At 57.6% G+C, this 23,814-nt stretch carries 24 protein-coding genes; 10 read left to right on the top strand and 14 right to left on the bottom strand.

Annotation, left to right across the window (positions count from 1 at the left end):
* Positions 1 to 131 precede the first annotated feature (131 nt).
* Together TU86_RS15640 and TU86_RS15635 are read left to right on the top strand one after the other, a co-directional pair.
* Positions 132 to 1,946 carry a di-heme-cytochrome C peroxidase gene (locus TU86_RS15640; protein WP_048365343.1) on the top strand — a complete coding sequence of 605 codons (1,815 nt, stop codon included), beginning with the start codon at positions 132 to 134 and terminating at the stop codon, positions 1,944 to 1,946.
* A 46-nt stretch (positions 1,947 to 1,992) separates the two neighbouring features.
* On the top strand, positions 1,993 to 3,129 hold the full coding sequence (locus TU86_RS15635; RefSeq protein WP_048365235.1) for a catalase family protein: 1,137 nt from the start codon (positions 1,993 to 1,995) through the stop codon (positions 3,127 to 3,129).
* A gap of 17 nt (positions 3,130 to 3,146) precedes the next feature.
* On the opposite strand, the gene TU86_RS15630 is transcribed toward TU86_RS15635, so the two are convergent.
* From TU86_RS15630 to TU86_RS15610, 5 genes are all read right to left on the bottom strand, one after another.
* Positions 3,147 to 4,499, bottom strand: a complete 1,353-nt coding sequence (locus TU86_RS15630) for a DUF4329 domain-containing protein (RefSeq protein ID WP_048365234.1) — start codon at positions 4,497 to 4,499, stop codon at positions 3,147 to 3,149.
* A 152-nt stretch (positions 4,500 to 4,651) separates the two neighbouring features.
* Positions 4,652 to 5,626, bottom strand: coding sequence for an HTH-type transcriptional regulator CysB (cysB, locus tag TU86_RS15625; protein ID WP_048365233.1), 975 nt, complete (start codon positions 5,624 to 5,626; stop codon positions 4,652 to 4,654).
* Between the two features lie 113 nt (positions 5,627 to 5,739).
* Positions 5,740 to 6,240, bottom strand: coding sequence for a universal stress protein (locus tag TU86_RS15620; protein ID WP_048365232.1), 501 nt, complete (start codon positions 6,238 to 6,240; stop codon positions 5,740 to 5,742).
* A gap of 83 nt (positions 6,241 to 6,323) precedes the next feature.
* Positions 6,324 to 7,241 carry a 5'-nucleotidase gene (locus TU86_RS15615; RefSeq protein WP_048365231.1) on the bottom strand — a complete coding sequence of 306 codons (918 nt, stop codon included), beginning with the start codon at positions 7,239 to 7,241 and terminating at the stop codon, positions 6,324 to 6,326.
* A 39-nt stretch (positions 7,242 to 7,280) separates the two neighbouring features.
* Positions 7,281 to 7,667, bottom strand: coding sequence for a thioredoxin family protein (locus TU86_RS15610; RefSeq protein ID WP_048365230.1), 387 nt, complete (start codon positions 7,665 to 7,667; stop codon positions 7,281 to 7,283).
* Between TU86_RS15610 and TU86_RS15605 the strand changes: the two genes are divergently transcribed.
* Together TU86_RS15605 and TU86_RS15600 are read left to right on the top strand one after the other, a co-directional pair.
* Positions 7,666 to 8,112: a PilZ domain-containing protein gene (locus TU86_RS15605; RefSeq protein WP_048365229.1), complete on the top strand. Its 447-nt coding sequence runs from the start codon at positions 7,666 to 7,668 to the stop codon at positions 8,110 to 8,112. The genes TU86_RS15610 and TU86_RS15605 overlap by 2 nt on opposite strands.
* A 131-nt stretch (positions 8,113 to 8,243) precedes the next feature.
* Positions 8,244 to 9,320 (top strand): 3-deoxy-7-phosphoheptulonate synthase, encoded by a 1,077-nt coding sequence (locus tag TU86_RS15600; RefSeq protein WP_048365342.1) that lies wholly within the window; start codon positions 8,244 to 8,246, stop codon positions 9,318 to 9,320.
* A gap of 44 nt (positions 9,321 to 9,364) precedes the next feature.
* On the opposite strand, the gene ppk2 is transcribed toward TU86_RS15600, so the two are convergent.
* From ppk2 to TU86_RS15585, 3 genes are all read right to left on the bottom strand, one after another.
* The gene (gene ppk2 / locus TU86_RS15595) at positions 9,365 to 10,534 is read right to left on the bottom strand and encodes a polyphosphate kinase 2 (RefSeq protein WP_048365228.1); all 1,170 of its coding nucleotides are present in this window, start codon (positions 10,532 to 10,534) and stop codon (positions 9,365 to 9,367) included.
* Positions 10,535 to 10,704: 170 nt separating this feature from the next.
* Positions 10,705 to 11,211 (bottom strand): macro domain-containing protein, encoded by a 507-nt coding sequence (locus tag TU86_RS15590; protein ID WP_048365227.1) that lies wholly within the window; start codon positions 11,209 to 11,211, stop codon positions 10,705 to 10,707.
* Positions 11,212 to 11,356: 145 nt separating this feature from the next.
* Positions 11,357 to 11,638: a GNAT family N-acetyltransferase gene (locus tag TU86_RS15585; RefSeq protein WP_048365226.1), complete on the bottom strand. Its 282-nt coding sequence runs from the start codon at positions 11,636 to 11,638 to the stop codon at positions 11,357 to 11,359.
* A 486-nt stretch (positions 11,639 to 12,124) separates the two neighbouring features.
* On the opposite strand from TU86_RS15585, the gene oprI reads away from it, so the two are divergent.
* Positions 12,125 to 12,376, top strand: coding sequence for an outer membrane lipoprotei OprI (gene oprI / locus TU86_RS15580; protein WP_003172710.1), 252 nt, complete (start codon positions 12,125 to 12,127; stop codon positions 12,374 to 12,376).
* A 124-nt stretch (positions 12,377 to 12,500) separates the two neighbouring features.
* On the opposite strand, the gene TU86_RS15575 is transcribed toward oprI, so the two are convergent.
* The 3 genes from TU86_RS15575 to TU86_RS15565 form a co-directional block, all read right to left on the bottom strand.
* Complete coding sequence (locus TU86_RS15575; protein WP_048365225.1) at positions 12,501 to 13,538, bottom strand: L,D-transpeptidase family protein; 1,038 nt, start codon at positions 13,536 to 13,538, stop codon at positions 12,501 to 12,503.
* Positions 13,539 to 13,645: 107 nt separating this feature from the next.
* Positions 13,646 to 13,939 carry a hypothetical protein gene (locus TU86_RS15570; protein WP_048365224.1) on the bottom strand — a complete coding sequence of 98 codons (294 nt, stop codon included), beginning with the start codon at positions 13,937 to 13,939 and terminating at the stop codon, positions 13,646 to 13,648.
* Between the two features lie 58 nt (positions 13,940 to 13,997).
* The gene (locus TU86_RS15565; RefSeq protein ID WP_048365223.1) at positions 13,998 to 14,603 is read right to left on the bottom strand and encodes an arylesterase; all 606 of its coding nucleotides are present in this window, start codon (positions 14,601 to 14,603) and stop codon (positions 13,998 to 14,000) included.
* A 10-nt stretch (positions 14,604 to 14,613) separates the two neighbouring features.
* Here TU86_RS15565 and TU86_RS15560 point away from each other — a divergent pair, with 10 nt between their 5' ends.
* The 3 genes from TU86_RS15560 to greB are packed head-to-tail and all read left to right on the top strand — an operon-like array spanning position 14,614 to position 18,333.
* Positions 14,614 to 15,297 carry an ABC transporter ATP-binding protein gene (locus tag TU86_RS15560; protein ID WP_048365222.1) on the top strand — a complete coding sequence of 228 codons (684 nt, stop codon included), beginning with the start codon at positions 14,614 to 14,616 and terminating at the stop codon, positions 15,295 to 15,297.
* Complete coding sequence (locus tag TU86_RS15555; protein WP_048365221.1) at positions 15,297 to 17,801, top strand: ABC transporter permease; 2,505 nt, start codon at positions 15,297 to 15,299, stop codon at positions 17,799 to 17,801. The genes TU86_RS15560 and TU86_RS15555 overlap by 1 nt, the downstream gene beginning before the upstream one ends.
* Before the next feature lie 34 nt (positions 17,802 to 17,835).
* Positions 17,836 to 18,333 carry a transcription elongation factor GreB gene (gene greB / locus TU86_RS15550; protein ID WP_048365220.1) on the top strand — a complete coding sequence of 166 codons (498 nt, stop codon included), beginning with the start codon at positions 17,836 to 17,838 and terminating at the stop codon, positions 18,331 to 18,333.
* A gap of 5 nt (positions 18,334 to 18,338) precedes the next feature.
* Here the strand turns inward: greB and TU86_RS15545 are convergent, their stop codons facing one another.
* The 3 genes from TU86_RS15545 to TU86_RS15535 all read right to left on the bottom strand — a co-directional run bounded on the left by TU86_RS15545 (position 18,339) and on the right by TU86_RS15535 (position 21,101).
* Positions 18,339 to 18,647 (bottom strand): hypothetical protein, encoded by a 309-nt coding sequence (locus TU86_RS15545; protein WP_048365219.1) that lies wholly within the window; start codon positions 18,645 to 18,647, stop codon positions 18,339 to 18,341.
* Between the two features lie 494 nt (positions 18,648 to 19,141).
* Positions 19,142 to 19,579 carry a DoxX family protein gene (locus TU86_RS15540; protein WP_048365218.1) on the bottom strand — a complete coding sequence of 146 codons (438 nt, stop codon included), beginning with the start codon at positions 19,577 to 19,579 and terminating at the stop codon, positions 19,142 to 19,144.
* Between the two features lie 103 nt (positions 19,580 to 19,682).
* The gene (locus TU86_RS15535; RefSeq protein WP_048365217.1) at positions 19,683 to 21,101 is read right to left on the bottom strand and encodes an MltF family protein; all 1,419 of its coding nucleotides are present in this window, start codon (positions 21,099 to 21,101) and stop codon (positions 19,683 to 19,685) included.
* A 238-nt stretch (positions 21,102 to 21,339) separates the two neighbouring features.
* Here TU86_RS15535 and TU86_RS15530 point away from each other — a divergent pair, with 238 nt between their 5' ends.
* Both TU86_RS15530 and TU86_RS15525 read left to right on the top strand, forming a co-directional pair.
* The gene (locus TU86_RS15530) at positions 21,340 to 22,146 is read left to right on the top strand and encodes a TatD family hydrolase (RefSeq protein WP_048365216.1); all 807 of its coding nucleotides are present in this window, start codon (positions 21,340 to 21,342) and stop codon (positions 22,144 to 22,146) included.
* 156 nt (positions 22,147 to 22,302) lie between these two features.
* The gene (locus TU86_RS15525) at positions 22,303 to 23,784 is read left to right on the top strand and encodes a methyl-accepting chemotaxis protein (protein ID WP_048365215.1); all 1,482 of its coding nucleotides are present in this window, start codon (positions 22,303 to 22,305) and stop codon (positions 23,782 to 23,784) included.
* The last annotated feature ends 30 nt before the right edge of the window (positions 23,785 to 23,814 follow it).

Genomic DNA, 23,814 nt, shown 5'->3' with positions numbered 1-23,814 from the left:
CGTAACTTTTGCTAACACATCTGGGGACCTGTCAAGCCTGGCCCGGATTATTCAGAGGGAACTTATGGCCACTTGATGACAGACATGAGCTAAGGCATAAGAGTGTGAAAAATCTTATAAGGAGCATGACTGTGCGTCTGTTTTACCGTGTTTTGTTGGTATTGCTGTCGGCCCTGGGAGGGTTGATTGGCCTGATTGTGTATTTCACTGCCAACCCAAAATTACCGGCCTATCAAGCGCCACAACAACTGCATTACCTTGATCAATGGAGCCAGGCCGACCGCCAGACTTACTACTACACGCCCCAAGGCACGCAAGTGAAAGGTTTGCGCTATAACTGGTTCAGCGCGCTGGAGCTGCCGTTTTCCCAGCAACCGTTTGCAGCCCCTGAGTACTTGGCGCGCTTCGGGTTTCTGGTAGAGCCGCAACAAAAAGCCAGCGTCGCCAACCCTGGCAATTTGCCCGTAGGCTTTACTCGTCACACTAACCCGGGCAGCGACGTCCAGTATCTGGACATCACCTGCGCGGCCTGCCACACCGGTGAACTGCATTACAACGGCCAGGCGCTGCGCATTGATGGCGCTCCGGCGCAACACGTCCTGCCTTCAAGCGTACCCACCTTGCGCGGCGGCAGTTTTGGGCAAGCACTGGTCGCCAGCCTGGCAGCCACCTACTACAATCCGTGGAAATTTGAGCGCTTCGCACGCACCGTGTTGGGTGACGACTATGAGGCGCAGCACACTCAACTGCGCAGCGAGTTCAAAGCCTCACTGGACAACTTCCTCGCGGTGGCCTGGAACGACACCCATCGCGGCCTGTACCCCACACAGGAAGGCCCCGGCCGTACGGATGCTTTCGGGCGCATTGCCAACGCAAGCTTTGGTGACGCTATTTCCCCGGACAACTACCGCATCGCGAACGCGCCAGTCGATTACCCGCATCTGTGGGATATGTGGACATTCGACTGGGTGCAATGGAACGCCTCGGCCAAACAGCCTATGGCGCGCAACATCGGCGAAGCACTAGGCGTAGGTGCAACGCTGAACTTCTTCGACAGCCACGGCCAGCCGCTGCAAGGTGACGCTCGCTATCCGTCGAGCGTGCGCGTGCATGACTTGCATGTAATCGAACAAACCCTGCAAAAGCTCAAACCACCGGCATGGCCTGAAGCGCTTTTTGGTCAGGTAGATCGCCCTCTGGCGGCCAAAGGCCGTGCCCTGTTTGCTGAAAATTGTGCGGGGTGCCACGTCCCGCAGGTCAAGGATGAGAATGGCCGCCGGGTACAACAACTCAAAGTCATCCCGCTTGAGTTCATCGGGACAGACCCCAATACCGCCAACAACATCGCCGATAACCGCTATGACGTCAGCGCCCTGCAATGGGACCCGACCGAATTGGCCAAAATGAACGTGACACTGTTTCCCGAGACCGACGAACCGTTGGACTTGCACGCACTGTCCGTGGCCAAAGGGCTGGCCTATATCACCGCGTTTGTTGAAAAGCATGCGTACGGCGTAGCGGGTATCAGCGCGCAAGAGCAAGACCGCCTCAATGGTTTTGGCCTGCCGATTGCGGTACAGGAAGTACGCGCGTACAAAGCCCGGCCTCTGGATGGCATATGGGCCACGGCGCCGTACTTGCACAACGGGTCGGTGCCAACCCTCTATCAACTGCTGTCACCTCAGTCCGAACGGGACCCGACCTTTTATCGCGGTACGTTTGAATACGACCCGCGCCACCTGGGGTATCGCACCACCGCATTTGAGGGTGGGTTTGTGCTCGACACCCGTATCAGCGGCAACCACAACAGCGGCCACGAGTTCCGCCCCGGGCCACGCGGCAAGGGCGTCATCGGGCGTCTGCTGCAACCTGAGGAACGTTGGGCGCTGCTGGAATATTTGAAAGTATTGGGCAGCCCGCTCGAACAACAGTTGCCGACACCATGAGGTGCCCTCTTACACGCATCGCCTCTTTGGCTAAAAGGATATTTACATGCTGACTAAACTTTGGCTTCGCCTCGGCACGTGGCTGGGTACGTTGATTGTGATGTTGATCGCGCTAGGGCTGATCGGCTGGGCAATGGCCACCGGCTGGTACGCGTGGCAACACCGAGGACCGGTGTCTACCCAAGAGGAAATCCCGGCGGGTGAAGCGGCGATGACTCAAGACACGATCCAGACCGCGATTAAAATCGTGGATCAACACCGTGAAAACACCCGCTACCTGCGCGATGCCCATGCCAAGGCCCACGGCTGCGTCAAAGCCGAGGTTCAGGTGCTGACAGAGCTTGATCCGGCGTTGCGCCAAGGGGTGTTTGCCGAACCAGGCAAAACCTGGCAAGCAGTGATGCGCCTGTCCAATGGCAATGCGTATCCACAGTTCGACAGCATTCGCGATGCGCGGGGCATGGCGATCAAGTTGCAAGCAGTACCCGGCACTCAACTGATGCCAAGCCAGCAAGGTCGCAATGAACAGGATTTTGTGATGTTCAACCACCCCAACTTCTTTGTCAGCGATGTGGCCGAGTACCGGCAAAACATTGGCGCACAGGCCGACGGCAAAAAAGTCATGGCGTTTTTTCCTTCATGGAACCCGAAGGAATGGCAAGTTCGCCACCTGTTCATTGCCTTGGCCACCCTGGCACCGGCTCCAGCCAGCCCGACTCAAACCACCTACTTTTCGGTATCGCCTTACAAATTTGGCAGCGTGAACGCCAAGTACCGCGTGGCACCCGATCCTGACAGTTGCCCGGCCTATGCCCTGCCCGAGCAAAACCAGGCCTTGCCTAATTTTTTGCGCAGTGCGCTCACTCAACAATTGTCGACAGACCGCGTACCGGCCTGTTTCGTTTTGCAAATTCAGCGGCAAAACGCCAATCGCTTTATGCCAATAGAGGACACCAGCATCGAGTGGAGTGAATCGGATGCACCGTTCGAAACCGTGGCGCGCGTAAACGTGCCGGTTCAAGACTTCGATACCCCGAGTCAAAACCTGGCATGTGACAACCTGTCCTTCAGCCCGTGGCACGGCATCGAGGCGCACCGGCCAATTGGCGGCATTAATCGCCTGCGCAAGGCCGTGTACGACTCAGTCAGTGAATACCGCCATACACGCAACGCTGAGCAATAGCGAGGTACAAGCCCGTCTCATGCAGACGGGCTTGCGGGCTCGTCGGGCAACACGGCAAAGGGCTGCCAACTCTCGGTAACCCGTCCTTTGCGCGTCCACACCGGATCGACCTCCAACACCTCTAAGACGCAAGCTTGCGCGACATGACGGACATAATCGAGGGCGCTCAGAATACCCACACTTAGCAAGTGCTCAAAATCGCTGACCTGACCGTTACGCCGGGTCACACTCGCGACCAGCTCGCGATCACTACCCTGTTCACCCCATCTATAGTGCAATAGCGCCCCTTCAGGGGCCGAGAAAAAAACGCTTCCCGCGATGCCGTTTTGAATAAGCCAGAACCCCATGCGCAAGTTATCTGGCGTAAAACAATTACTCATCAACAAACGCTGACTGGCAGCAACAGGCACTTGAACATTGTCTACAGAATGATAAGCCGCAAATACGTGATAATCCGCTGGCAACAACGCCGCGCCTGATGGGCTTCTGGCGTAAGCCGAAGCCCGATCAATGTATTCAAACACGGCGACTTTAGGCCGGGTACAGGCAAACTCTGATTTCTGCGCGTGTTTAAGTATGAATCCCACCTGCTGTACCAGCCCTTTTTTGCGTATCTGCACCTGCGCCCATTTGGCAGCCGCGTTGGCTGTCATCAGGATGGGGCCGCAAAGCGGAGCCTGGCTCTCAACCTCTGTGTCAATCGCTTGTCGAGTTCGCCAATCCGCTCCAATTGACGAACGCCGCCGCCAAAATACCCCGGGGCATATAACCCTTAAATCTCCCGCCAGATGAATCATTGCGAGCAGATCACTGGGTAACAGAGAGTTATCCGGGGCTGGTTGTGCAAGATGCCCGACAGGCCCCGGGTGTATCACTCTGAATAAAGGGATCAAAGCACGTTCCCACTCAGAATCGGTTGAGATGTAACGCAACAAGCTGCCATCAGGGTTAGACAAGTAAAACCGAGGGTAATTGTGTCGAAAGAAAACCGCCGTACGCAGATCCATCATCGAGAAGAAGTTGTCCAGCAAATCATTCTCGTCTTCACTCAGTGATGCTGTGCGCGGGAATACCGTATGCGAGTGATAAATGCCTTCAATGGCATAGCCTTGGGGCGGCAAAATATCGCCATTTTCTCCTGTCGACAAAACATCTGACGGACGAAATAACGCCCCTGCGCTGCTTTGAGGGATTGTGACGAAGTAGTGGTTGTCTTTGCTTAAGACAAAACCACCGTATTCTTCCTCACGGCGGGCACCAATCAAATCGTGGGCATAGACAGCCGCATCGTCTGCACTGATAAAAGCAGGACTCAGAGTAGGGGTAAGGGTCGAAAAAAAGCGGGTTGTGTCGAGGTTTGAATCACTCATAAAACGTCTCCCTGAAATCGCGTGACGCTGAACCGGTTGGTTACAACGCAAAGTCACGCGACAGTTTCAAGGCTCTTTGTGCAACCGGGGCGTTACGGGGATAACACCTGTCGGGGGATTACCTGGGCGGGTACAGCGCACTGGCTCAGACCTCAGTGCACAGGCAATTCAACCCCTTCAAACAAATCTTCAAGCTCTTGTTTGTTGTGACACTGGATGGCTTTGGCCATCACTTCGCGGGTCAGGTGTGGCGCAAACTTTTCGATAAAGTCGCACATAAATCCGCGCAGGAAAGTACCGCGACGGAAGCCAATTTTGGTGATGCTGGACTCAAACAGTTCGCTGGCGTCCAGTACCACCAAATCTTTATCAAGCTGGGTATCAACGGCCATCTTGGCCACGATGCCCACACCCAGACCCAGGCGCACATAGGTCTTGATCACGTCGGCGTCGGCGGCAGTGAATACCACTTTGGGCGTGAGGCCGCGATGGCTGAATGCTTCATCCAGTTTGGAGCGGCCGGTGAAGCCGAACACGTAGGTCACGATCGGGTATTCAGCCAGCGCTTCGAGGGTCAGCTTTGGCAATTTGGTCAACGGGTGACCTTGCGGCACCACCACGCAGCGGTTCCAGCGGTAGCACGGCATCATCACCAGATCGCCGAATAACTCCAGAGCCTCGGTGGCAATTGCAAAATCAACCGTGCCATCAGCGGCCATCTCTGCAATTTGCATCGGTGAACCCTGGTGCATGTGCAGCGAAACATCCGGGTATTGCTTGATGAAATTGCTGATGACAGGGGGCAAAGCGTAACGCGCCTGGGTGTGCGTCGTGGCAATCGACAGGGTGCCCTTTTTCTCGTTAGAAAACTCTTGGGCGATTTGCTTGATGCTTTCAACCTTGCGCAAAATTTCGCCGGCCGTGGTGATGATGCGTTCACCGGCCGGTGTGACGCGGGTCAGGTGTTTGCCACTACGGGCAAACACCTCGACGCCCAACTCGTCTTCAAGCAAGCGAATCTGTTTGCTGATACCCGGCTGTGAGGTGTAAAGGCTCTGCGCAGTGGCGGAAACGTTGAGGTCGTGGTGCGCCACTTCCCAGATGTAGCGCAATTGTTGAAGCTTCATATGCATCCCTCAAAGCAAATAGACGCCAAGGGTATCGGCGGCGGTATATAACTATATGGAAGGTAAGAAGAATAAATCTAGAACTTTTTTATCGTTTTAGCGGCACCCACCCTTTATGCATCAGTGCGACGTCGACGCTGAAGAAGCGGTACCAGGTAGACCGGCATTTGAGCCAACTCGATCACCCGCGCGGCTGTACGCCCCAAATGCGTAATGCCCCCGGCAGGCTGGCCATGACTGCCCAGAACCAGCAGGTCAACCGACAAGCTCTGCGACTGCTGTAAAATCACCTGCGCTGGCTCGCCTTGTACCACCTTGACCGAGCGAATCAGGTCAAGCTCTTGCTCGCCTTCACCCAACTCTTCGCGAAGGCTGTCCAGTACGCGTGATTCGATGTTCGAGAGCATGGTGCTCATGCCCAATTGATGAAGGTCATTGAACGCCTGCTCATCGAGGTAACTTTGCAACACTGATTCTGCAAATAACCCCATCGGTTCAACGGCGTGTACGACATACAAGTCAGCGCCGAATGTGCGTGCCATGCCCAAGGCGTGCTGCATCACCACCGGCGCATAAATACCGAGGTCAGTGGCAAACAGTATCGAGCGAATCATGCGACCTCCCCGACTGCCTGAATGGCCGAGATGGATTGAGCTTAGCAGCGCCATGGCAAGTGCGATGGCTAACATCGCTGCACTCAGTCGGCGGGCAAATCACGCAATTGGTTGCTGATGCCGTGGGGCACGTGACCGGTGGCAACGACTTGGCGCGCCCTTTCGCAATGCCCCGCCTGATCATCGAAAAAGACATCGGCGGCAAAGGCCTCCAGAAACGCCGACTTGTCCAGCCCGCCCAAAAACAATGACTCATCCAGCCGGATATCCCAATCGCGCAAGGTACGAATCACCCGCTCATGCGCGGGCGCTGAGCGCGCTGTGACCAGCGCTGTACGAATAGGGCAGGCATCGTCAGGGAATTCACGCTGCAACAGGTTGAGCGCCTCAAGAAAGCCTTTGAACGGCCCGCCTCTTAAAGGGCTGCGCGCAGACTCACGTTCCAGCACCTGAAACGCCTCAATGCCGCCCGCCTGATAAACGCGCTCAGCCTCATCGGAAAACAGCACCGCGTCACCGTCGAACGCAATTCGCAGCTCATTGCTTTGTGCACGCCGCATGCCCCCGGACAAAATCGTTGCAGCGGCGAACCCTGCATCCAGCGCACTGCGGACATCCTCCGCGTGGGTGGACAGGAACAGGTCACAGCCAAAGGCGTTGAGATAAGGGTGCGGGTTACGCCCACCCGAAAAGGCGGCGCGCGAAATGGCCAGCTCGTAGTGCTGAATCGAATTGAATACGCGTAAACCGGTATCGGCACTGTTGCGCGACACCAGCACCACTTCGACGCGCTCACGGCCCAGGCTTGCATTGAAGCTCAACAGTTTTTTGACCAGAGGGAATGCCTCCCCCGGCTCCAGCACTTCATCTTCATGCTCGATCTGATATTGGCGATAGGCTTCAATGCCTTGGGTCAGGTACACCTGATGGCTTTCGCTCAGGTCAAACAGTGCGCGCGACGAAATGGCCAATACCAACTTGCCCTTCAAGCCTTTACTCATGCCGCCTCCGCCAGTTTTCAGGATTGATCAACCACCGCTTCAAGGCAGCTCATCAGGTTTACTCATCAAGGCAAGGCGAATGTGGTGTGCCAGCTCGCCTTCACTCAAGCGCGACTTCAACTCGCCATAAAATGCGCCGTCGCGCACCACCAACAGCGTGGGCAGATGAAAAATTTCGTAGCGGGCCACCAACCCGCCGTTTTCACCGGCATCGATCCAGCACAGGCGATCGAGGGGCAACGTCATGCTCGGCAACAGGCGCCGCGCGGCCCGGCAACTCGAACACCCGGCGCTGGTAAACACCACCAGCGATGTACCCGGCAAATTCAAAAGGTGCTGGTCCGCATCAAAGTCAGTCAGTTCCATTTCAATCACTATACTGAGGGAAACAATATCAAAGTGCTGGCACTTGGAGTGTGCGTTCATGGGTCGTTTTCTACCTCACCCAGATGATATTCCCGCTGAGATAACGCCCCGTAAACACCCTGCCCTTTCCCGCCGCAAGCTGCACTCTATCAGCCTGGGCGGCGTTGCATGCAACAGTGATCGAGGCTGGAAGCGTGGCGCGGCGGTCGACATGCATATGCCTACGCTGGGCAGCGACGTTCACTACGCGGGCTATGTCGCCTGGTGTGAAAAACGGGCGCCAGGCTATCGCGTCGGTATTGCCTTCACTGATCCCCAGACGTTGTTTGGCGCGCGCATGGGCGAACAGGTCTGCCAGATCGAACACTATTACCGGCTGCAACAGCAACAAAACCCGCCGCTGGACTACATCGAAGCCCTGGCCCTGGAATGGATCAGCCTGAACGCGGTGGAGTTCTCTCAAGCCACGCTGGACAGAGCGCTGGCGCAGTCCGCGCTGGATTAAACCTGCGTGTGCCCATTGTCGGATAACCGCTTAACGCGTTAAGGTTCGGCTCCCCGTTGCGCTCAATCATGCTGCGCTCCGCCGCACGGGGATCGCTGGCGGCCGGCACCCGTGACCTGACGAGTAACACGATGGCTGATTTACCGATCGACGACCTAAACGTTGCCTCCAACGAAACCCTGATCACACCTGAACAGCTCAAGCGCGAGATGCCTCTGCGCGAAACCGCGTTGCAGACCGTGACCAAAGGCCGTGAGGTGATTCGCAACATCCTGGATGGCACAGACCATCGCCTGTTCGTTGTCATCGGGCCTTGCTCGATCCACGATATCAAGGCTGCCCATGAGTACGCCGAGCGTCTCAAGGCACTGGCCGCTGAAGTCAGCGACACGCTGTATCTGGTGATGCGCGTATATTTCGAAAAGCCACGGACCACGGTGGGCTGGAAAGGCCTGATCAACGACCCGTACCTGGATGACTCGTTCAAGATCGAAGACGGCCTGCACATTGGCCGCAAGCTGCTGCTGGACCTGGCCGAAATGGGCCTGCCGACGGCAACTGAGGCACTGGACCCGATCTCCCCGCAATACCTGCAAGACCTGATTAGCTGGTCCGCCATTGGCGCGCGTACCACTGAGTCGCAAACGCACCGTGAGATGGCTTCAGGACTGTCTTCGGCGGTTGGCTTCAAGAACGGCACCGATGGCGGCCTGACCGTTGCGATCAACGCCTTGCAGTCGGTCTCCAGCCCGCATCGCTTCCTGGGCATTAACCAGGAAGGCGGCGTGTCGATTGTGACCACCAAAGGCAACGCCTATGGCCACGTCGTGCTGCGCGGCGGCAATGGCAAGCCCAACTATGACTCGGTCAGCGTCGCCGTGTGCGAACAAGCGCTGAACAAAGCCAACATTCGCCCGAACATCATGGTCGACTGTAGCCACGCCAACTCCAACAAAGACCCGGCACTGCAGCCGCTGGTCATGGAAAACGTCGCAAACCAGATCGTCGAAGGCAATCAGTCCATCATCGGTTTGATGGTTGAAAGCCACCTGAACTGGGGCTGCCAGGCGATTCCTAAAAACCTTGAAGATTTGCAGTACGGCGTGTCGATCACCGATGCCTGTATCGACTGGGCCAGCACTGAAAGCACCTTGCGCAGCATGCATGCCAAGCTCAAGGATGTACTGCCAAAGCGCGCTCGCGCCTGATCAACCCCTCCTCCGGGCCGTTGTAGACGCGAGCACGCTCGCGCCTACAACGGGATGGTTGCCCTGCGCTCGCCCCGCTCATACACCACGTTAGCGCGGCCAACGATCAACGGATCAAGCGCGCCAATGCCTTTTAAATCCTTGTCGGCATACGGCAACTTGTGCAGCACATAGCGCATGGCGCTCAGGCGCGCGCGTTTCTTGCAGTTGGACTTGATCACCGTCCACGGCGCATCGGCAGTGTCGGTGTACGAGAACATCCCCTCTTTGGCCTTGGTGTAATCGTCCCACTTGTCCAGTGACGCCAGATCGATCGGGCTGAGTTTCCAGTGTTTGAGCGGGTGCTTCTCGCGCTCTTTAAAGCGTCGGCGTTGCTCTTCACGGCTGACCGAGAACCAGAACTTGATCAGATGAACGTTGCTACGCGCCAACATGCGTTCGAAGTCAGGCGCCTGACGCATGAACTCCAGGTATTCATCATCCGTGCAAAACCCCATCACCCGCTCGACCCCGGCACGGTTGTACCAACTGCGGTCAAACATGACGATTTCACCGGCCGTGGGCAGGTGCTGCACATAACGCTGGAAATACCATTGTCCGCGTTCGACTTCGCTGGGTTTCTCCAGGGCCACAATCCGTGCGCCCCGTGGGTTGAGGTGTTCCATGAAACGCTTGATCGAGCCGCCCTTGCCTGCCGCGTCGCGACCCTCAAACAGAATGACCACCTTCTGGCCTGTCTCTTTCACCCACGCCTGTAACTTAAGCAACTCCACTTGCAGGCGGTATTTTTCGCGCTCGTAGTTGCGGCGCGACATCAGATTTTTGTACGGGTAATTACCTTTGCGCCAATCCGGCGCCAATTGATCGTCAGGGTGCAGGGGGCGCTGATGAAACACCGATTCGCTTTCCTGGCTGAGTAACGCATTGCGCAGCACAACCGCATCGTCGGGGGACAGCCCCGTCATCAACGTGCCCAAGGTCTTGATCAGTGCTTGAGTATCGCCTTGAGGGATCTGCTGCAAGATGTCCTTTACCGCAGCGCTGGTGGCCGCCTGACGCGACTGGACTCTGTCATCAACGACATAGCGCTCAAGTTGAGCGGCTTTTTGCGTGGGAGCAACATCCCCTGCTGTAACGCGGCGCGTGCGCGGTGTACGTCTGGCAGTTTTTGCAGCGGGTTTTACCGTGTCAGTGCGCGTGACCCTATCGGTCATGAGATTTCCTTAAATGAACTGCGGATGGTTCAAATAAATACAGCATCACCTCAGGCACACCTTAGACACAGATCAAAAAATGGCTGATCAAACCTTTGCGCACACAAAAACCCCGCGAGAGAGAGGCTCTCGCGGGGGTAATGCAGCCACTTATCCAATCAAAAAAGGGGCTAGCCCAAGCGCTCATCGGCTTTGAGGCCCTTGCGAAAAACCTCGTACACGAGCACCTGACTGTCGAGTTCACCGAGGTACTTCTCTACCAACGGTTTGACATCACTCCACTCAAGGCCACCGACACCCGTGGCCAAGCGCGGCAGCGCTACGCTGGGGATGTTTTCACTGGTGATGTATTTAGCCAGCTCGCGCAACGCGTGACCCACGTTCTTCAAGGTCGCCTTGCCCGGTTTGGCCGCATGGCCTGCGTGCAGGGAATCCTGGGTGATCAGGTTAACAATGCTGCGCACCGAACCCTGTTCGTCTACACCGGACCAGCACCAGATTTCACCCGGTTGCGGTGCTTTGCTATGAGCGGCGTGTCGATAATCGGCAACCAAAGACGGCCAGCGCTCACGCAAGGCCAGGGCCAAACCGGTATCGAACGGGTCCTGAGGCGCAATACCGTGAGCAATCACCTTCGCGTCACTCAGTAAAATGTCACCTTCGACTTCACGGATCATATGCGATGCCTCTCCTTACAGTGATTAACCCGAGTTCAGTGGCCTGTCGACAACCTCCCCCGCTTGCTAACAGCCTAAGCGAGGGGTCAGGACACAGCTTTGATACAGGTCAACACCGCCATGGGAGGGCACGGCTCAGGCGACATCAGGTTTTGGCTTGAGCGCGCTTATGGCGTTCCATGTAGCGCTCAACATATGAGCAGGAAGGAATGACTTCGTAACCCATGCGTTCTGCATACTCAAGGGCCTGCTCGGTCAAAGCAGCCGCAATCCCGCGTCCACGCAAGGCATTGGGTACAAATGTGCGGTAGATATCCAGCGTCTGCTTACCCAGATCCATGTAGGTCAGGTAGGCACGATGACCGTCGACAGTGGTCTCAAACTGGTGACCTGCCTGGTCATGGTGGATAGACAGCGCCTCGCTCATCATTATTCCTCGCGGGTCTTGAACCGTGACCCCTACCTTACTGATGTTTTTCCGTCGAGGGAACCACCCGGCACCCAGCCTGATAGCGCCTGCAAAAACCAAGGTGCCAAGCCTGCATAAAGAGTAGCCAACCTCGAAATAAATGCTCATGCGCTACGACCAAACGCACGCTTGAATCGCTCGTTAAGGCGCAGCACAACTGAACCTTTTTACGGAACGTTGAGGCTATGACGTGAACCCTGGACTAAAGTCACTTGAAACCTTAGGGTTCCACCTCATATAGGGCGCTGTGCTTAGTGCGTCAAACTGACTGTTTTTCAAGCACAATCTGTTAAAGCTAGCCCATGGCCAGCCATTACCAATTATTTTTTTTGGTTCTTGCGCTAGGTCAGTTTACTTACTACAAGTAATGGGTAGTATGTACGCCGGCTGTTTCCTCATGTTGAAGGAGCAGCTTCAATTAGAAAGTCCTTGAAGGGGAACACGATGAACAACGTTCTGAAATTCTCTGCTCTGGCATTGGCCGCAGTTCTGGCTACCGGTTGCAGCAGCGTATCTAAAGAAACTGAAGCCCGTCTGACTGCAACTGAAGATGCAGCAGCACGTTCCCAGGCTCGTGCTGACGAAGCCTACCGTAAAGCTGACGAAGCACTGGCTGCTGCTCAAAAAGCACAACAGACTGCTGATGAAGCAAACGAACGTGCTCTGCGCATGCTTGAAAAAGCAAGCCGCAAGTAATAGTCCTTCGGGGCTGTTACCAAGCCGATCCATTTTATGGGTCGGCTTTTTTTTGCCTGATGCTTTATCAACAGGCACTAAAAAGCCGCCGAAGTGTTAACTGCGGCGGCTATTAGTTGAACGCTTACTGCACGTAGTCGAGCGACTGTCCTTCATCGGCCGAAGGCATAACGGTCGTAGTAACGCCAATTTCTTGCGGTATTCCGGTTTCAGCACCCACCACCGCGAACGCTTTGTCTTTGTCGATTTGAATGCTGTTTTCCAGTTCTTTGTGCTTGAGCAGGAAATTGATAAAGCCTGCGTATTTGTTCTGCAAATCTTCTGGTGTCAGATGAGACTTGTCGCTCTTGGCGACGAGAGAGCCATCTTTGACATTCAGCGGTTCATGCACTTCCAGGTAAACCCTGCCGTTGTTGAAACCGATTTTGTAAGGCTCGTTAATGATGCGCACCGGTGTGCCGACCGGCACCATCTGCGACATTTCAAGCACGTTTTTATTCAACATGCGAAAGCAGCCATGACTGGTGCCCGTGCCAATACCAAACTTGGCATTGGAGCCATGAATCAAATAACCGGGCATGCCGAGGGTGAACTTGAAGGGCCCCAGGGGATTGTCCGGGCCAGCAGGCACGACATTGGGCAGCGGATCGCCATTTTTGGCATGCTCAGCCTTGATCGAGGCCGGCGGTGTCCACGTCGGATTAGGCGTCTTGGCGGTGATTTTGGTCTGCCCCAAAGGCGATCCCCAGCCTTCACGGCCAATGCCCAGCGGAAAGGTATAGACCTTGTTTTGGTCTTTGGGGAAGTAGTACAACCGGTACTCGGCCAGGTTGATCACGATCCCCTCACGCTTGCCTGGCGGCAGAATGAACTGCGTTGGCAACACGATATTGGTGTCGACAATTGTCCCATCGAGGTTCTTTTTGACCGGCAACCAGGCATCCACGCCAGGGTTGGCTGCAATCATTTCCGAATAGCCCAGTTCGTACTCATTGCCCAGGTCTGCAAAGGAGTCTTCATACCTGCCTTGGATGATCTGCACCTCACCCACCACATCGTCGCCAGGCGGTGGCAGCGGGAATTCGAGTGCACTCACAGGGCCCGCAACACAGAGGGCGGCAACTGACAGATAGCGGGTGACGGCAGGTAGGCGCGACAACATCCGGAACATCCTTCGCATAATCAACGGGGGACAAAAATGGGAGTGTACACGCAGCCTGCCGGGATCAGGAGGCGGCGTACCACGCCGAAACACTCAGACGAGGTAGATCATAGTTCAAAGCGCAACTCAGGCCAGATCGGCTCGGTGCCACGGCGTTGCGATTCAATGATTGCGCGGCACAGCGGGCACAGCCGCTGGTCTTGAAAAACCTTGCGCGTGACATCGGACCAACGAGGCTGCGCAGGCAGTAACGAGCCACATAATGTGCGGTCAATCGTGCCTCCCAGCTCCAATTGACGCGTCACCAAATGCACCCGTACCTCCTGGCAGGCGAACAAATCGAGCTGTTCATCGGGCTCGATCAGTTGATAGGCATATAAAGACCAGGCAGGACGCGACATCAGGGGCTCCAAATCGGGGGGGCGCCACCTTAGCCGAAACGCTGCCACTAGAAAAGCATCAAAGCAGCGGTTTTAGCACTGGCCACACATTATCCAGCAAAAGCCCCTGCGCCCCGGCCGCCGGGTGAATGCGATCAGCCTGCATCAGCTCGGGTTTACCCCCCACGCCCTCCAGGAAAAACGGCACCAGCGCGACCTTTTTCTCGTTGGCCAACTCACCATAAACCGCCGCAAATGCCTGGGTATAACGCGCACCATAATTGGGCGGTAACTGCATACCTAACAGCAACACTTTGGCCCCCGCCTGTTGCGAGGCTTCGATCATGCTTGCAAGATTCTGTTTCAATTGAGCAGGCAGTTGCCCGCGCAACCCGTCATTGCCACCCAGTTCGACAATCACCACATCCGGTTTATGCTCTGCAAGCAGCGCCGGTAAACGCGCCAGCCCGCCGGCACTGGTATCGCCACTGATGGAGGCATTGATCACTTTATCGTCATGACCTTCCTTGCTCAGTCGCTGCTCAAGCAAAGAGACCCAGCCCAGACGGGTATCCAGGCCGAAACCCGCGCTGATACTATCGCCAACGATCAAGATTGTTCCCGCCGCTGCGTTCTGCGCCATACACATCAGGGCCAGAGCAGCACTTAAAAACCACACACGCATTGGATTCTCCATGGGCGAAAGTATTCTCACCGCGCAGAACCTTAGCAAAGTGGTTCCCAGCGCGGAAGGCGAGTTAATCATCCTTCACCCGCTGAACCTTGAATTGAACAAAGGCGACAGCCTGGCCATTGTCGGGGCTTCCGGCTCTGGCAAGTCAACCTTGCTGGGCCTGCTGGCGGGACTGGACTTGCCCAGCAGCGGCGAAGTCACCCTCGCCGGGCGTGCCTTGAGTACGCTGGACGAAGACCAGCGCGCCAGGGTGCGCGCCGAACATGTCGGCTTTGTGTTTCAGTCCTTTCAGCTGCTCGACAGCCTCAACGCGCTGGAAAACGTCATGTTGCCGATGGAGCTTGAGGGCCGCAAAGACGCCCGCGAGCAGGCCCGCCATCTGCTGGAGCGTGTCGGCTTGGGACAACGCTTGAGCCACTCCCCGCGCCAACTGTCCGGCGGTGAGCAGCAACGCGTCGCCATCGCTCGCGCCTTCGCCGCCAACCCGGATGTGCTGTTTGCCGATGAGCCAACGGGCAACCTCGACAGCCACACGGGGGAGCGCATCACCGACCTGCTCTTTGAATTAAACAAAGAGCGCGGCACCACGCTGGTACTGGTGACCCATGACGAACGCCTGGCACATCGTTGCCGACGTCTGATCCGCCTTGAAGCTGGCCGCATGGTCGGCCCTCTGGAGCCTTGATGGCACGCCTGCCGCTGTTGCGCCTGTTCAGCCTTGCCCTGCGCCAACTCCTGCGTGATGCACGCGCAGGCGAGTTGCGCGTGTTGTTCTTTGCCCTGTTGGTGGCCGTCGCGGCGAGTACCGCGATTGGTTACTTCGGGGCGCGCCTCAATGGCGCCATGTTACTGCGTGCCACCGAGTTTCTGGGGGCCGACCTGGTGCTGGATGGCACCTCGCCTGCCCGTGACGAGCAAGTGCGCCTGGGCAGAGAGCTGGGGCTTAAACATGCACGCGTGGTGGAGTTTTCCAGCGTGATCGCCACGGACAACGGCATTCAGTTGTCCAGCATCAAAGCGGCAGATGACGCCTACCCTTTGCGGGGCGAACTGAAAAGTGCGGCCCAACCCTATGCCGATGAACAAGCAGGCGGCGGCCCCCTGCCCGGCGAAGCGTGGGCAGAATCGCGATTGCTCACCGCGCTGGACTTGCACGTCGGCGACACCATCGACGTGGGTTCCAAAACCGTACGCATCACCCGCGTGTTGACCTACGAACCCGACCGGGCTGGCAACCTTTACAGCCTCACACCCCGCGTATTGATCAACCTGAACGATCTGGCGGCCACCGGCATTATTCAACCCGGCAGCCGGGTCAATTTCCGCGAACTGTGGAGCGGCGAAGGGCCTGCGCTGCAATCCTACCGCCAAGTGATCGAGCCCGGCCTTGAGGCGAATCAGCGCCTGCTGGACGCCCGTGACGGTAACCCGCAAATAGGTGGCGCGCTGGGCAAGGCCGAGCGCTATCTGAACATGGCCAGTCTGGTTGCCGTGTTGTTGGCAGGTGTCGCCGTTGCACTGTCGGCCACCCGCTTCGCCAATCGCCGTTTTGATGCCAGCGCACTGCTGCGCTGCCTGGGCTTGTCGCGCCGCGAAACCTTGTGGCTGTTTGCCCTGCAACTGACTGTGCTCGGGCTACTGGCCAGCCTGGCAGGCGCCCTGCTCGGCTGGTTCGCGCAACTGGGCCTGTTTGCCTTGCTACACAATTTGCTGCCCTCGGACGTACCGCCGGGCGGTTTGATGCCCGCCATCGCCGGCATGGGCACCGGCTTGGTGGCGCTTGCCGGGTTTGCTTTGCCGCCGCTGGCTGCGCTGGGGCGCGTGCCGCCGCTGCGTGTATTGCGTCGCGACATGCTGCCGATTCCCGCCAGCACCTGGAGTGTCTACGGCGCAGCATTGCTCGCACTCGGGCTGATCATGTGGCGCATGAGCCTGGACCTGGTATTGACCTTCGCCTTGCTCGGCGGCGGCGTGTTGGCGGCGTTGGTGTTGGGCGGGCTGCTGTTGCTGGGCCTGCAAAGCCTGCGTCGCCTGCTGGCCGGGGCGTCACTGGCGTGGCGGCTGGGTCTGGGTCAGTTGCTGCGTCACCCACTGGCGGCGGCCGGTCAGGCCCTGGCCTTTGGCTTGATCCTGTTATCAATGGCCTTGATTGCACTGTTGCGCGGAGAGTTGCTCGACACCTGGCAAAACCAGCTCCCCAAAGACGCACCCAACTATTTTGCGCTGAACATCCTGCCCGCCGACAAAGACACCTTCGGCGCCCGGTTGATGGACCTGCAAGCCACAGCCGCGCCGCTCTACCCGGTGGTTCCGGGGCGCTTGATCAGCATCAACGGTGAAGCCGTGCAAGGTCTGGTCAGCAAAGACTCCAGCGGTGACAAAGCCATCCAGCGCGACCTGAGCCTGACCTGGGCCGCCGACCTGCCCGCGGGCAATGAACTGACCGCAGGTACTTGGTGGGTTCAACAGCCCGGCGACGGCATCCCCGGTGTGTCGGTCGAAGCCAAAGTGGCCGAAAGCCTGAAGCTGAAACTGGGCGATCACCTGACCTTCAGCGTCGCCGGGGTCAACCGTGAGGCAACCGTCACCAGCCTGCGCAGCATCAACTGGGACAACTTCCAGCCCAACTTCTTCATGATCTTCCAACCCGGCACCCTGCAAGATTTGCCTGCCACCTACCTCACCAGCTTTTACCTGGCACCGGGGCACGACAAGGAGATCATCGAACTGTCGCGCAGCTTCCCGGCGGTCACCATCTTGCCAATCGAAGCCTTGTTGGCCCAACTGCGCAGCATCCTTGCGCAAGTGACCATCGCCGTCGAGTACGTGCTGCTGTTTGTACTGGCGGCAGGCATGGCGGTGTTGTTTTCCGGCTTGCAGTCCACCCTCGACGAGCGTATTCGCCAGGGTGCCCTGCTGCGCGCACTGGGTGCCGAACGCGCCTTGCTGATCAAGGCACGGCGCATCGAATTCGGCTTGCTCGGCGCCACCAGTGGCCTGCTCGCAGCCTTGGGCACCGAATTGGTCAGCCTGGTGCTGTACCGGTTTGCCTTCGACCTGCCGTGGCACCCCCACCCGTGGCTATTGCTGCTGCCCGTGGTGGGCGCACTGATGGTGGGCGCTGCAGGTGTTTTCGGCACCCGAAGGGCGCTCAATACCAGCCCACTGACAGTGCTGCGCGAGGGCTGATAGACTCGCACCCTTCTCTGCCAATGGATTGCCCATGAGCCGCTATCGCCCTCCTCGCCCTGCTGGCACCGCGCTGATCACACCGCAAGGTGAAGCGCGGATGCGTGCTGAACTTCACGAGTTGTGGCATGTGCGCAGGCCGCAAGTGACACAGTCCGTCAGCGAAGCGGCGGCTCAAGGTGATCGCTCCGAAAACGCCGAATACACTTACGGCAAAAAAATGCTGCGTGAAATAGACAGCCGCGTGCGATTCCTGACCAAGCGCCTTGAAAGCCTCAAGGTGGTCAGCGAAAAACCCAGCGACCCCAACAAGGTCTATTTCGGGGCTTGGGTAACGATTGAGGATGAAGAAGGCAAGCAAGCGCGTTACCGCATCGTTGGCCCTGATGAGCTGGACCTCAAACAAGGTCTGATCAGCATCGACTCACCTCTGGCCCGCGCACTGATTGGCAAGGCGCTGGACGCCGAGGTGCAAGTCCAGACGCCTACCGGCGAACAGTGGGTGTACATCGTAGCGATTGACTACCCGTAAGCGCTTCAGCGCAAGGTAATCAATCCCTGACGCGATACGCGTACGAGATGGCGAATCACCGTTTCGGCCTGAAAAGCGCCGGGAGACTGGATCACCGCCAGATCAAAGCTGTCGTTGGCAAACCGCGCGAGGGTGTCACCCGCTTCGACAAACTGGATCAAAAACGCAGAAGCCCGGCCCTTGCGACGCGGCCAGCCGTCCAGATAACGCAACAGCGTTGGCTGATGCTTGCCGCCCAGAAGGATTTTTGGATTGCGAAAGGTTTGATTCGCCGTGATCGGCGCAAGACGTACAAAGGGACGTGGCTGACTCATCTATCGGTTCTCCGCCTCAGGATTCTGCGTGGCAGGTGAGAGGCAACACCGAACCAGCGCTTTAGCGGTATTTCGAGGCCTGCTTCAAGCCTCTTAGGTGGTCTGACGAACACCTGGCGCCCCGCAAGTAGCTGTTTAAATCGGCGCAAGAAAACATCCTAGATAAACCGGCTTGCAGCTGTCAAGAATCACGTATCCAAGTATTTGCGCAATATCAATGTGGACACCGATTGATGCCTGCCACAGTCCCTGGGAGCTTTGAGCAGACGAGGTACGATCGAGTGCGCAGGTCGTACTCAATTGAATGGTTTGCGACGGCTGCACAGCCTCGCATTACTCGTCAGAGCCTACGGATGGTGTGTCCATCATTTGTAGTCGCTGACGAGGTACGAGGCTGCGATCGAGTGCGCAGCGCTGGTAAACCCGACCGTTGCAGTCTTTACCTGAGGTGCCCCGTCGAATGCCTCACCCACAATGTTGAGGGTTGTTGCGCATTATCGGCGGGCAATCGCACCGTCGAGCGAGGCCTTGCCCGCGCCTTCAATCAACACCGCAAGGGTGCCACCCAGCAATGCCAGAGCAAATTCATAACCGTTATTGGCCATAAACAGACCATGGCTGATATGCACCGTGAAGATCGCAACCAGTAACGTGAACGACAAACCCAACGCAGCGGGGCGCGCCAGCAAACCAATGATCAGCGCCAGACCACCAAAGAATTCAGTGCCGCCCGAGAGCAGTGCCATCAACGTACCCGGCGCCAGGCCTATGCTTTCCATCCATTGCGCCGTACCCGCCAGCCCTCCGCCGCCGAACCAGCCAAAGAGTTTTTGTGAGCCGTGGGCCGCAAAGATGATGCCGACAAAAATGCGTAACACTGTCAGGCCGTAACCCGCGTGAGTCCCTAAAACAGATTGGGTCAATTTGCTCATGGTGCAGTCCTTTCGTTAATCAGGCTGGGAATGAACGCCATACTAATCGGTTTTTATCATATAAAAAGCCGAATAAACGCGACATAAGAATCAACTTATTCGATTATTTGCGAGAGGCCAGCTTGGCTTGAGCTGGCTCCAGCGAGTCGCGCTCCCGGTCAAAAGCTAAATAGTATTTGTTCACACTATTAACATAGCTGACCGCTCCCATTCCCACCTGCTCCATGGCAATGCGTTCGACCTGAAAGAACCACTGATTGGGGTTCAGCCCCCGGCGCCTGGCTTCTGCGCGCATGGCCTGCACCCGCTCCGGCCCCATGTTGTAGGCCGCCAGCACAAACGCCATGCGTTCACGCTCGTTCAATCGCGGGCTGGCAAAGAATTTGCGCCGGATCATTGCCAGGTACTTGGCCCCGGCCTGCACATTGCCCTCAACATTTTGAATGTTATTGACGCCCACCCGCTGTGCGGCCGAAGGCGTGATTTGCAGTAGCCCGGTCGCGCCTCCCGACCCTTTGGCATTGGGATTGAGCGTGGACTCCTTGAAGGCCAGGGCGGCAAGGTTCAACCAGTCCATCCCCTGTTGCTGCGCATGTTTTTGCAACACCGGGCGCAGCTTTTCAAGCTTCTGCCGATCAGCGCGCGCGAGGGGATAGTGCACGCGATACAAGCGCCGATAGACCCGCTCAAACGCCACGTTTTGATCTGCTGGGACGGTGTAAGTGGTCAAAAAACGATCAACACTGGCGCGTAACATTGACGCATCACGCCGCACATACCAGCGCATAGCACCCGGCTCGCTCACCAGTACCTTGCGATCAAAACGCAACTTGGGCATCAATTTCGCCCAGCGCTCGGCAATCGGTTGCTCGACCAAGGTGAGGTGATAAATACCCGCCTGCACCATCTCCAGCACATCTTCCACGGCCAACGTGGGGTCAACCCATTCGATGTTCACTGGCGGCAATTTGCGCAGCGCCAGCTTTTGATTGATCACGTTCAGCGCCTCCCCTGCCGCGCTGCCCGTCGTGAGCGCGACCGTGCGACCCGACAACTGCTCCAGACGCGTATAACGGCGTTCGCCCTTGACCCCGACCAGCATCAGCGGCACGCGTTCGATAATCGGATCACTGGGGGTGACTGCGTGCGTTGGCTTGACGTCCAGCAGTTCGCCGGGCGCCATCAAATCGCCTTCCCCGCGCAACAATGCGCCAAGCAATTGATCTTTGGCCTTGGGAATGATTTTAAGGGTGATTTCCTGACCGTCGCGGGCATGCCCGTTGAGGTAGCGCTCAAAAGCCCGCAGCCGGTGATATTCAACACCAACCGACTCGCCCTGCACTTGCCCCGAACTGTTGCGACTTTGATTGACCAGCACCCGCAGCACCTGACTGCTGCGAATTTGCGCCAAATCGCGCACCTGACTTGGCTGCCCGGCTTGTAGCGGGCCTGCCAAACGTGCCGTGGCCGTAAAAGGCAACAGCATCAGCCACAGCGCAATCAATAGCGTCGCTCTCGTCATCCGTTCTCCGCAAACAATACAGCCCGCCAGCCTGTCGGGTTACCCGACAACCGGTCGCCTTTATGAGGCTTTTGCAGCGCTGCCAGTTGTGTGCAAATGCGCGAATGCCACCGTTCAAAGACCGGGCATTGCACAATTGCGGCATTCAAAGACAACCATAACTGTCTGTAGTTCTTGGTTTTTCTTATTAAATCTACAGCTCTGATATGCTTCGCGGCCTGTGGCCTGAGGTAGCACCATGCAACTCATCGATATCGGCGTCAACCTGACCAACCCAAGCTTTGACGGTAAACACCAGGCGGTGCTGGACCGTGCCTACGCAGCTGGCGTGAGCCAATTAGTGCTCACCGGCACCAGCGTCGAGGGCAGTGAACAGGCACTTCAGTTGTGCCACGAACTGGATGAAAGCGCTCAGCGGCTGTTCTGTACGGCGGGCATTCACCCGCATTCAGCCAGCGACTGGAACGCCGACAGCGCCGCGCGTTTAAACGCATTGCTCAAAGAGCCGCGAGTGCGCGCCGTCGGCGAATGCGGGCTGGACTTCAACCGCGACTTCTCACCCCGCGCACAACAAGAAAAGGTCCTGGAAGAACATCTGGCGCTGGCCGTGGACTTGCAACTGCCGGTGTTTTTACATGAGCGCGACGCCAATCAGCGTTTGCTGGAAATACTGCGCGACTATCGAGACCGCCTGCCCGCCGCTGTCGTGCATTGCTTCACCGGTGAGAAGCGCGCGCTGTTCAGCTACCTCGATCTCGATTTACACATCGGCATGACCGGCTGGATTTGTGACGAGCGCCGTGGCACGCATTTACACCCCTTGGTACGCGATATCCCGCGGGGTCGCCTGATGCTCGAAAGCGATGCGCCGTATCTGCTCCCGCGCACCTTGCGCCCAAAACCCAAAAATGGCCGCAACGAGCCCGCTTATTTGCCTGAGGTGCTGCGTGAAGTGGCGTTGCATCGCGCTGAAAGTGAAGCCGAACTGGCCGAACACAGCACGGCTTGCGCCCGTGCGTTTTTTGGTTTGCCTACACCGATTTAACCGTGTCTGGTAACCGCTGGCGCAGGCTGCACCCGCGGTTACACAAGGCAAGCCCATCCCACGCCCTTGACCCATATCAACACGAACGTCATCGACTGACGGCACAATGATGGCACCTTGCCAATATTGTTTCCGCCAAATCAGAGAAGACCTTCCATGGGTGCCTGGCTTAGCAACATCTCGCTCAAATACAAATTCTGGGCCGTCAACGCAGTGGCCTTTGTCACCACACTGTTGCTGGTGCTCTACGCCGTGCAACTCGAACAGCAATCGCGTAGCGACGCCGCGCAGGCCAACGCCCGCGCCCAGGCGCAGCTTCTCGCTGCCTGGCCGGTGGGGCAACCCCTGCCACAGGCGGATTTTTTGTTGCCGGTCACCGCCAGCCACGTCCCCGCCCTCAACGAGCAACCCCTGCCGCAGCTGAGTGAAGCCACCGGCTGGGTATCGATCAATCACATGCCGTTCTTCGGCCAAGACCCGCTGCTGGGCGCCGATGTCGTCACCCGCGCCGATGGCCAGCGCGTGGCCGTGCTCGCTTGGGCGCCGAGCCTGGCACAAGTGTTTGTGGAACGCCTGGCCAACTACGCCGTGGCAGTGTTTGTTCTGATGCTGGCCATGCTGTGCGCCTCCCAAGTGCTGATTCAGTTTTTGCTCAGTCAACTCAACAAATTAAAAGACGTAATGCTGCACGTTGAAAAAACCGGCGACCTGTCGGCTCGTGTGCCGTTGGCCTGCACCGATGAAGTCGGGCAAATGGCAGGCGCGTTCAACGCCATGCAGGCCGGTTATCAACGTATCGTGCAGACCGTCGCCGCCACTGCCGCGCAATTGGATGAAGGCGCCGCGCGGCTGGCCAGCAGCATGGACGAGGTGCGCCACGGCATGCTCGGCCAGCAAAGTGAGACCGACCAGGCCGCCACAGCCATCAACGAAATGACCGCCACGGTCTATCACATTGCCCAGCATGCAGGCGCCACCCGCGACCTGTCACAAACCGCCGACATCCTCGCAGGCAGCGGGCAACAAGTGGTCATTCGAGTGCAGGACTCCATCGCCAGCCTGTCCAACGGCGTGCAGCAAACCGCCGAAATGATTCAGCAACTGGCTCAAGACAGTCAAAAAATCAACGGCGTGGTCAGCGTGATTCACAGCATTGCCGAGCAAACCAACCTGCTGGCCTTGAACGCCGCCATTGAAGCGGCCCGCGCAGGCGAGATGGGACGCGGCTTTGCGGTGGTGGCTGATGAGGTGCGCAACCTCGCCAAGCGCGTGCAAAGCTCGACCGACGAAATCACCACCATGGTCTCGGCCTTGCAAGCGGGCACCCGCGACGCCGTGGACTTCATGCAGGAAAGCTCGTTCAAAGCTGACGATTGCGTGCAGCAAGCCCAAGAGGCCGGCGCAGCCCTGGCAGAAATCACCAGTGCCGTGGCGCAGATGCGCGAGAGCAACACGCAGATCGCGGTCGCCGCCGAACAACAAAGCCAGGTGGCTGAAGAAATGAACCGCGCGGTGGTCAGTATTCGCGACGTGACCGAAAACACCGTGCAACAAACCGTCGACTCGGCCACCACCAGCAATCAACTGGCGACCCTGGCCGGTGAATTGAACAGGGCCATTGGCCAGTTGAAGCTATAAGGCCAATAGCCATTCTTGATTCGTCTCGTC

Origin of the sequence: Pseudomonas weihenstephanensis (genome assembly GCF_001043055.1) — a bacterium.
Taxonomy (GTDB): domain Bacteria; phylum Pseudomonadota; class Gammaproteobacteria; order Pseudomonadales; family Pseudomonadaceae; genus Aquipseudomonas; species Aquipseudomonas weihenstephanensis.
Note: the sequence above shows the minus strand (reverse complement) of the source record. Positions and strands in the feature narration are given on the sequence as shown.

Bases quoted from the DNA above. Each gene is read 5' to 3' on its own strand.
- TU86_RS15635 (WP_048365235.1), top strand. From the start codon at position 1,993: ATGCTGACTAAACTTTGGCTTCGCCTCGGCACGTGGCTGGGTACGTTG.
- TU86_RS15630 (WP_048365234.1), bottom strand. From the start codon at position 4,499: ATGAGTGATTCAAACCTCGACACAACCCGCTTTTTTTCGACCCTTACC.
- cysB (WP_048365233.1), bottom strand. From the start codon at position 5,626: ATGAAGCTTCAACAATTGCGCTACATCTGGGAAGTGGCGCACCACGAC.
- TU86_RS15620 (WP_048365232.1), bottom strand. From the start codon at position 6,240: ATGATTCGCTCGATACTGTTTGCCACTGACCTCGGTATTTATGCGCCG.
- TU86_RS15615 (WP_048365231.1), bottom strand. From the start codon at position 7,241: ATGAGTAAAGGCTTGAAGGGCAAGTTGGTATTGGCCATTTCGTCGCGC.
- TU86_RS15605 (WP_048365229.1), top strand. From the start codon at position 7,666: ATGGGTCGTTTTCTACCTCACCCAGATGATATTCCCGCTGAGATAACG.
- TU86_RS15610 (WP_048365230.1), bottom strand. From the start codon at position 7,667: ATGAACGCACACTCCAAGTGCCAGCACTTTGATATTGTTTCCCTCAGT.
- TU86_RS15600 (WP_048365342.1), top strand. From the start codon at position 8,244: ATGGCTGATTTACCGATCGACGACCTAAACGTTGCCTCCAACGAAACC.
- ppk2 (WP_048365228.1), bottom strand. From the start codon at position 10,534: ATGACCGATAGGGTCACGCGCACTGACACGGTAAAACCCGCTGCAAAA.
- TU86_RS15590 (WP_048365227.1), bottom strand. From the start codon at position 11,211: ATGATCCGTGAAGTCGAAGGTGACATTTTACTGAGTGACGCGAAGGTG.
- TU86_RS15585 (WP_048365226.1), bottom strand. From the start codon at position 11,638: ATGAGCGAGGCGCTGTCTATCCACCATGACCAGGCAGGTCACCAGTTT.
- oprI (WP_003172710.1), top strand. From the start codon at position 12,125: ATGAACAACGTTCTGAAATTCTCTGCTCTGGCATTGGCCGCAGTTCTG.
- TU86_RS15575 (WP_048365225.1), bottom strand. From the start codon at position 13,538: ATGTTGTCGCGCCTACCTGCCGTCACCCGCTATCTGTCAGTTGCCGCC.
- TU86_RS15570 (WP_048365224.1), bottom strand. From the start codon at position 13,939: ATGTCGCGTCCTGCCTGGTCTTTATATGCCTATCAACTGATCGAGCCC.
- TU86_RS15565 (WP_048365223.1), bottom strand. From the start codon at position 14,603: ATGCGTGTGTGGTTTTTAAGTGCTGCTCTGGCCCTGATGTGTATGGCG.
- TU86_RS15560 (WP_048365222.1), top strand. From the start codon at position 14,614: ATGGGCGAAAGTATTCTCACCGCGCAGAACCTTAGCAAAGTGGTTCCC.
- TU86_RS15555 (WP_048365221.1), top strand. From the start codon at position 15,297: ATGGCACGCCTGCCGCTGTTGCGCCTGTTCAGCCTTGCCCTGCGCCAA.
- greB (WP_048365220.1), top strand. From the start codon at position 17,836: ATGAGCCGCTATCGCCCTCCTCGCCCTGCTGGCACCGCGCTGATCACA.
- TU86_RS15545 (WP_048365219.1), bottom strand. From the start codon at position 18,647: ATGAGTCAGCCACGTCCCTTTGTACGTCTTGCGCCGATCACGGCGAAT.
- TU86_RS15540 (WP_048365218.1), bottom strand. From the start codon at position 19,579: ATGAGCAAATTGACCCAATCTGTTTTAGGGACTCACGCGGGTTACGGC.
- TU86_RS15535 (WP_048365217.1), bottom strand. From the start codon at position 21,101: ATGACGAGAGCGACGCTATTGATTGCGCTGTGGCTGATGCTGTTGCCT.
- TU86_RS15530 (WP_048365216.1), top strand. From the start codon at position 21,340: ATGCAACTCATCGATATCGGCGTCAACCTGACCAACCCAAGCTTTGAC.
- TU86_RS15525 (WP_048365215.1), top strand. From the start codon at position 22,303: ATGGGTGCCTGGCTTAGCAACATCTCGCTCAAATACAAATTCTGGGCC.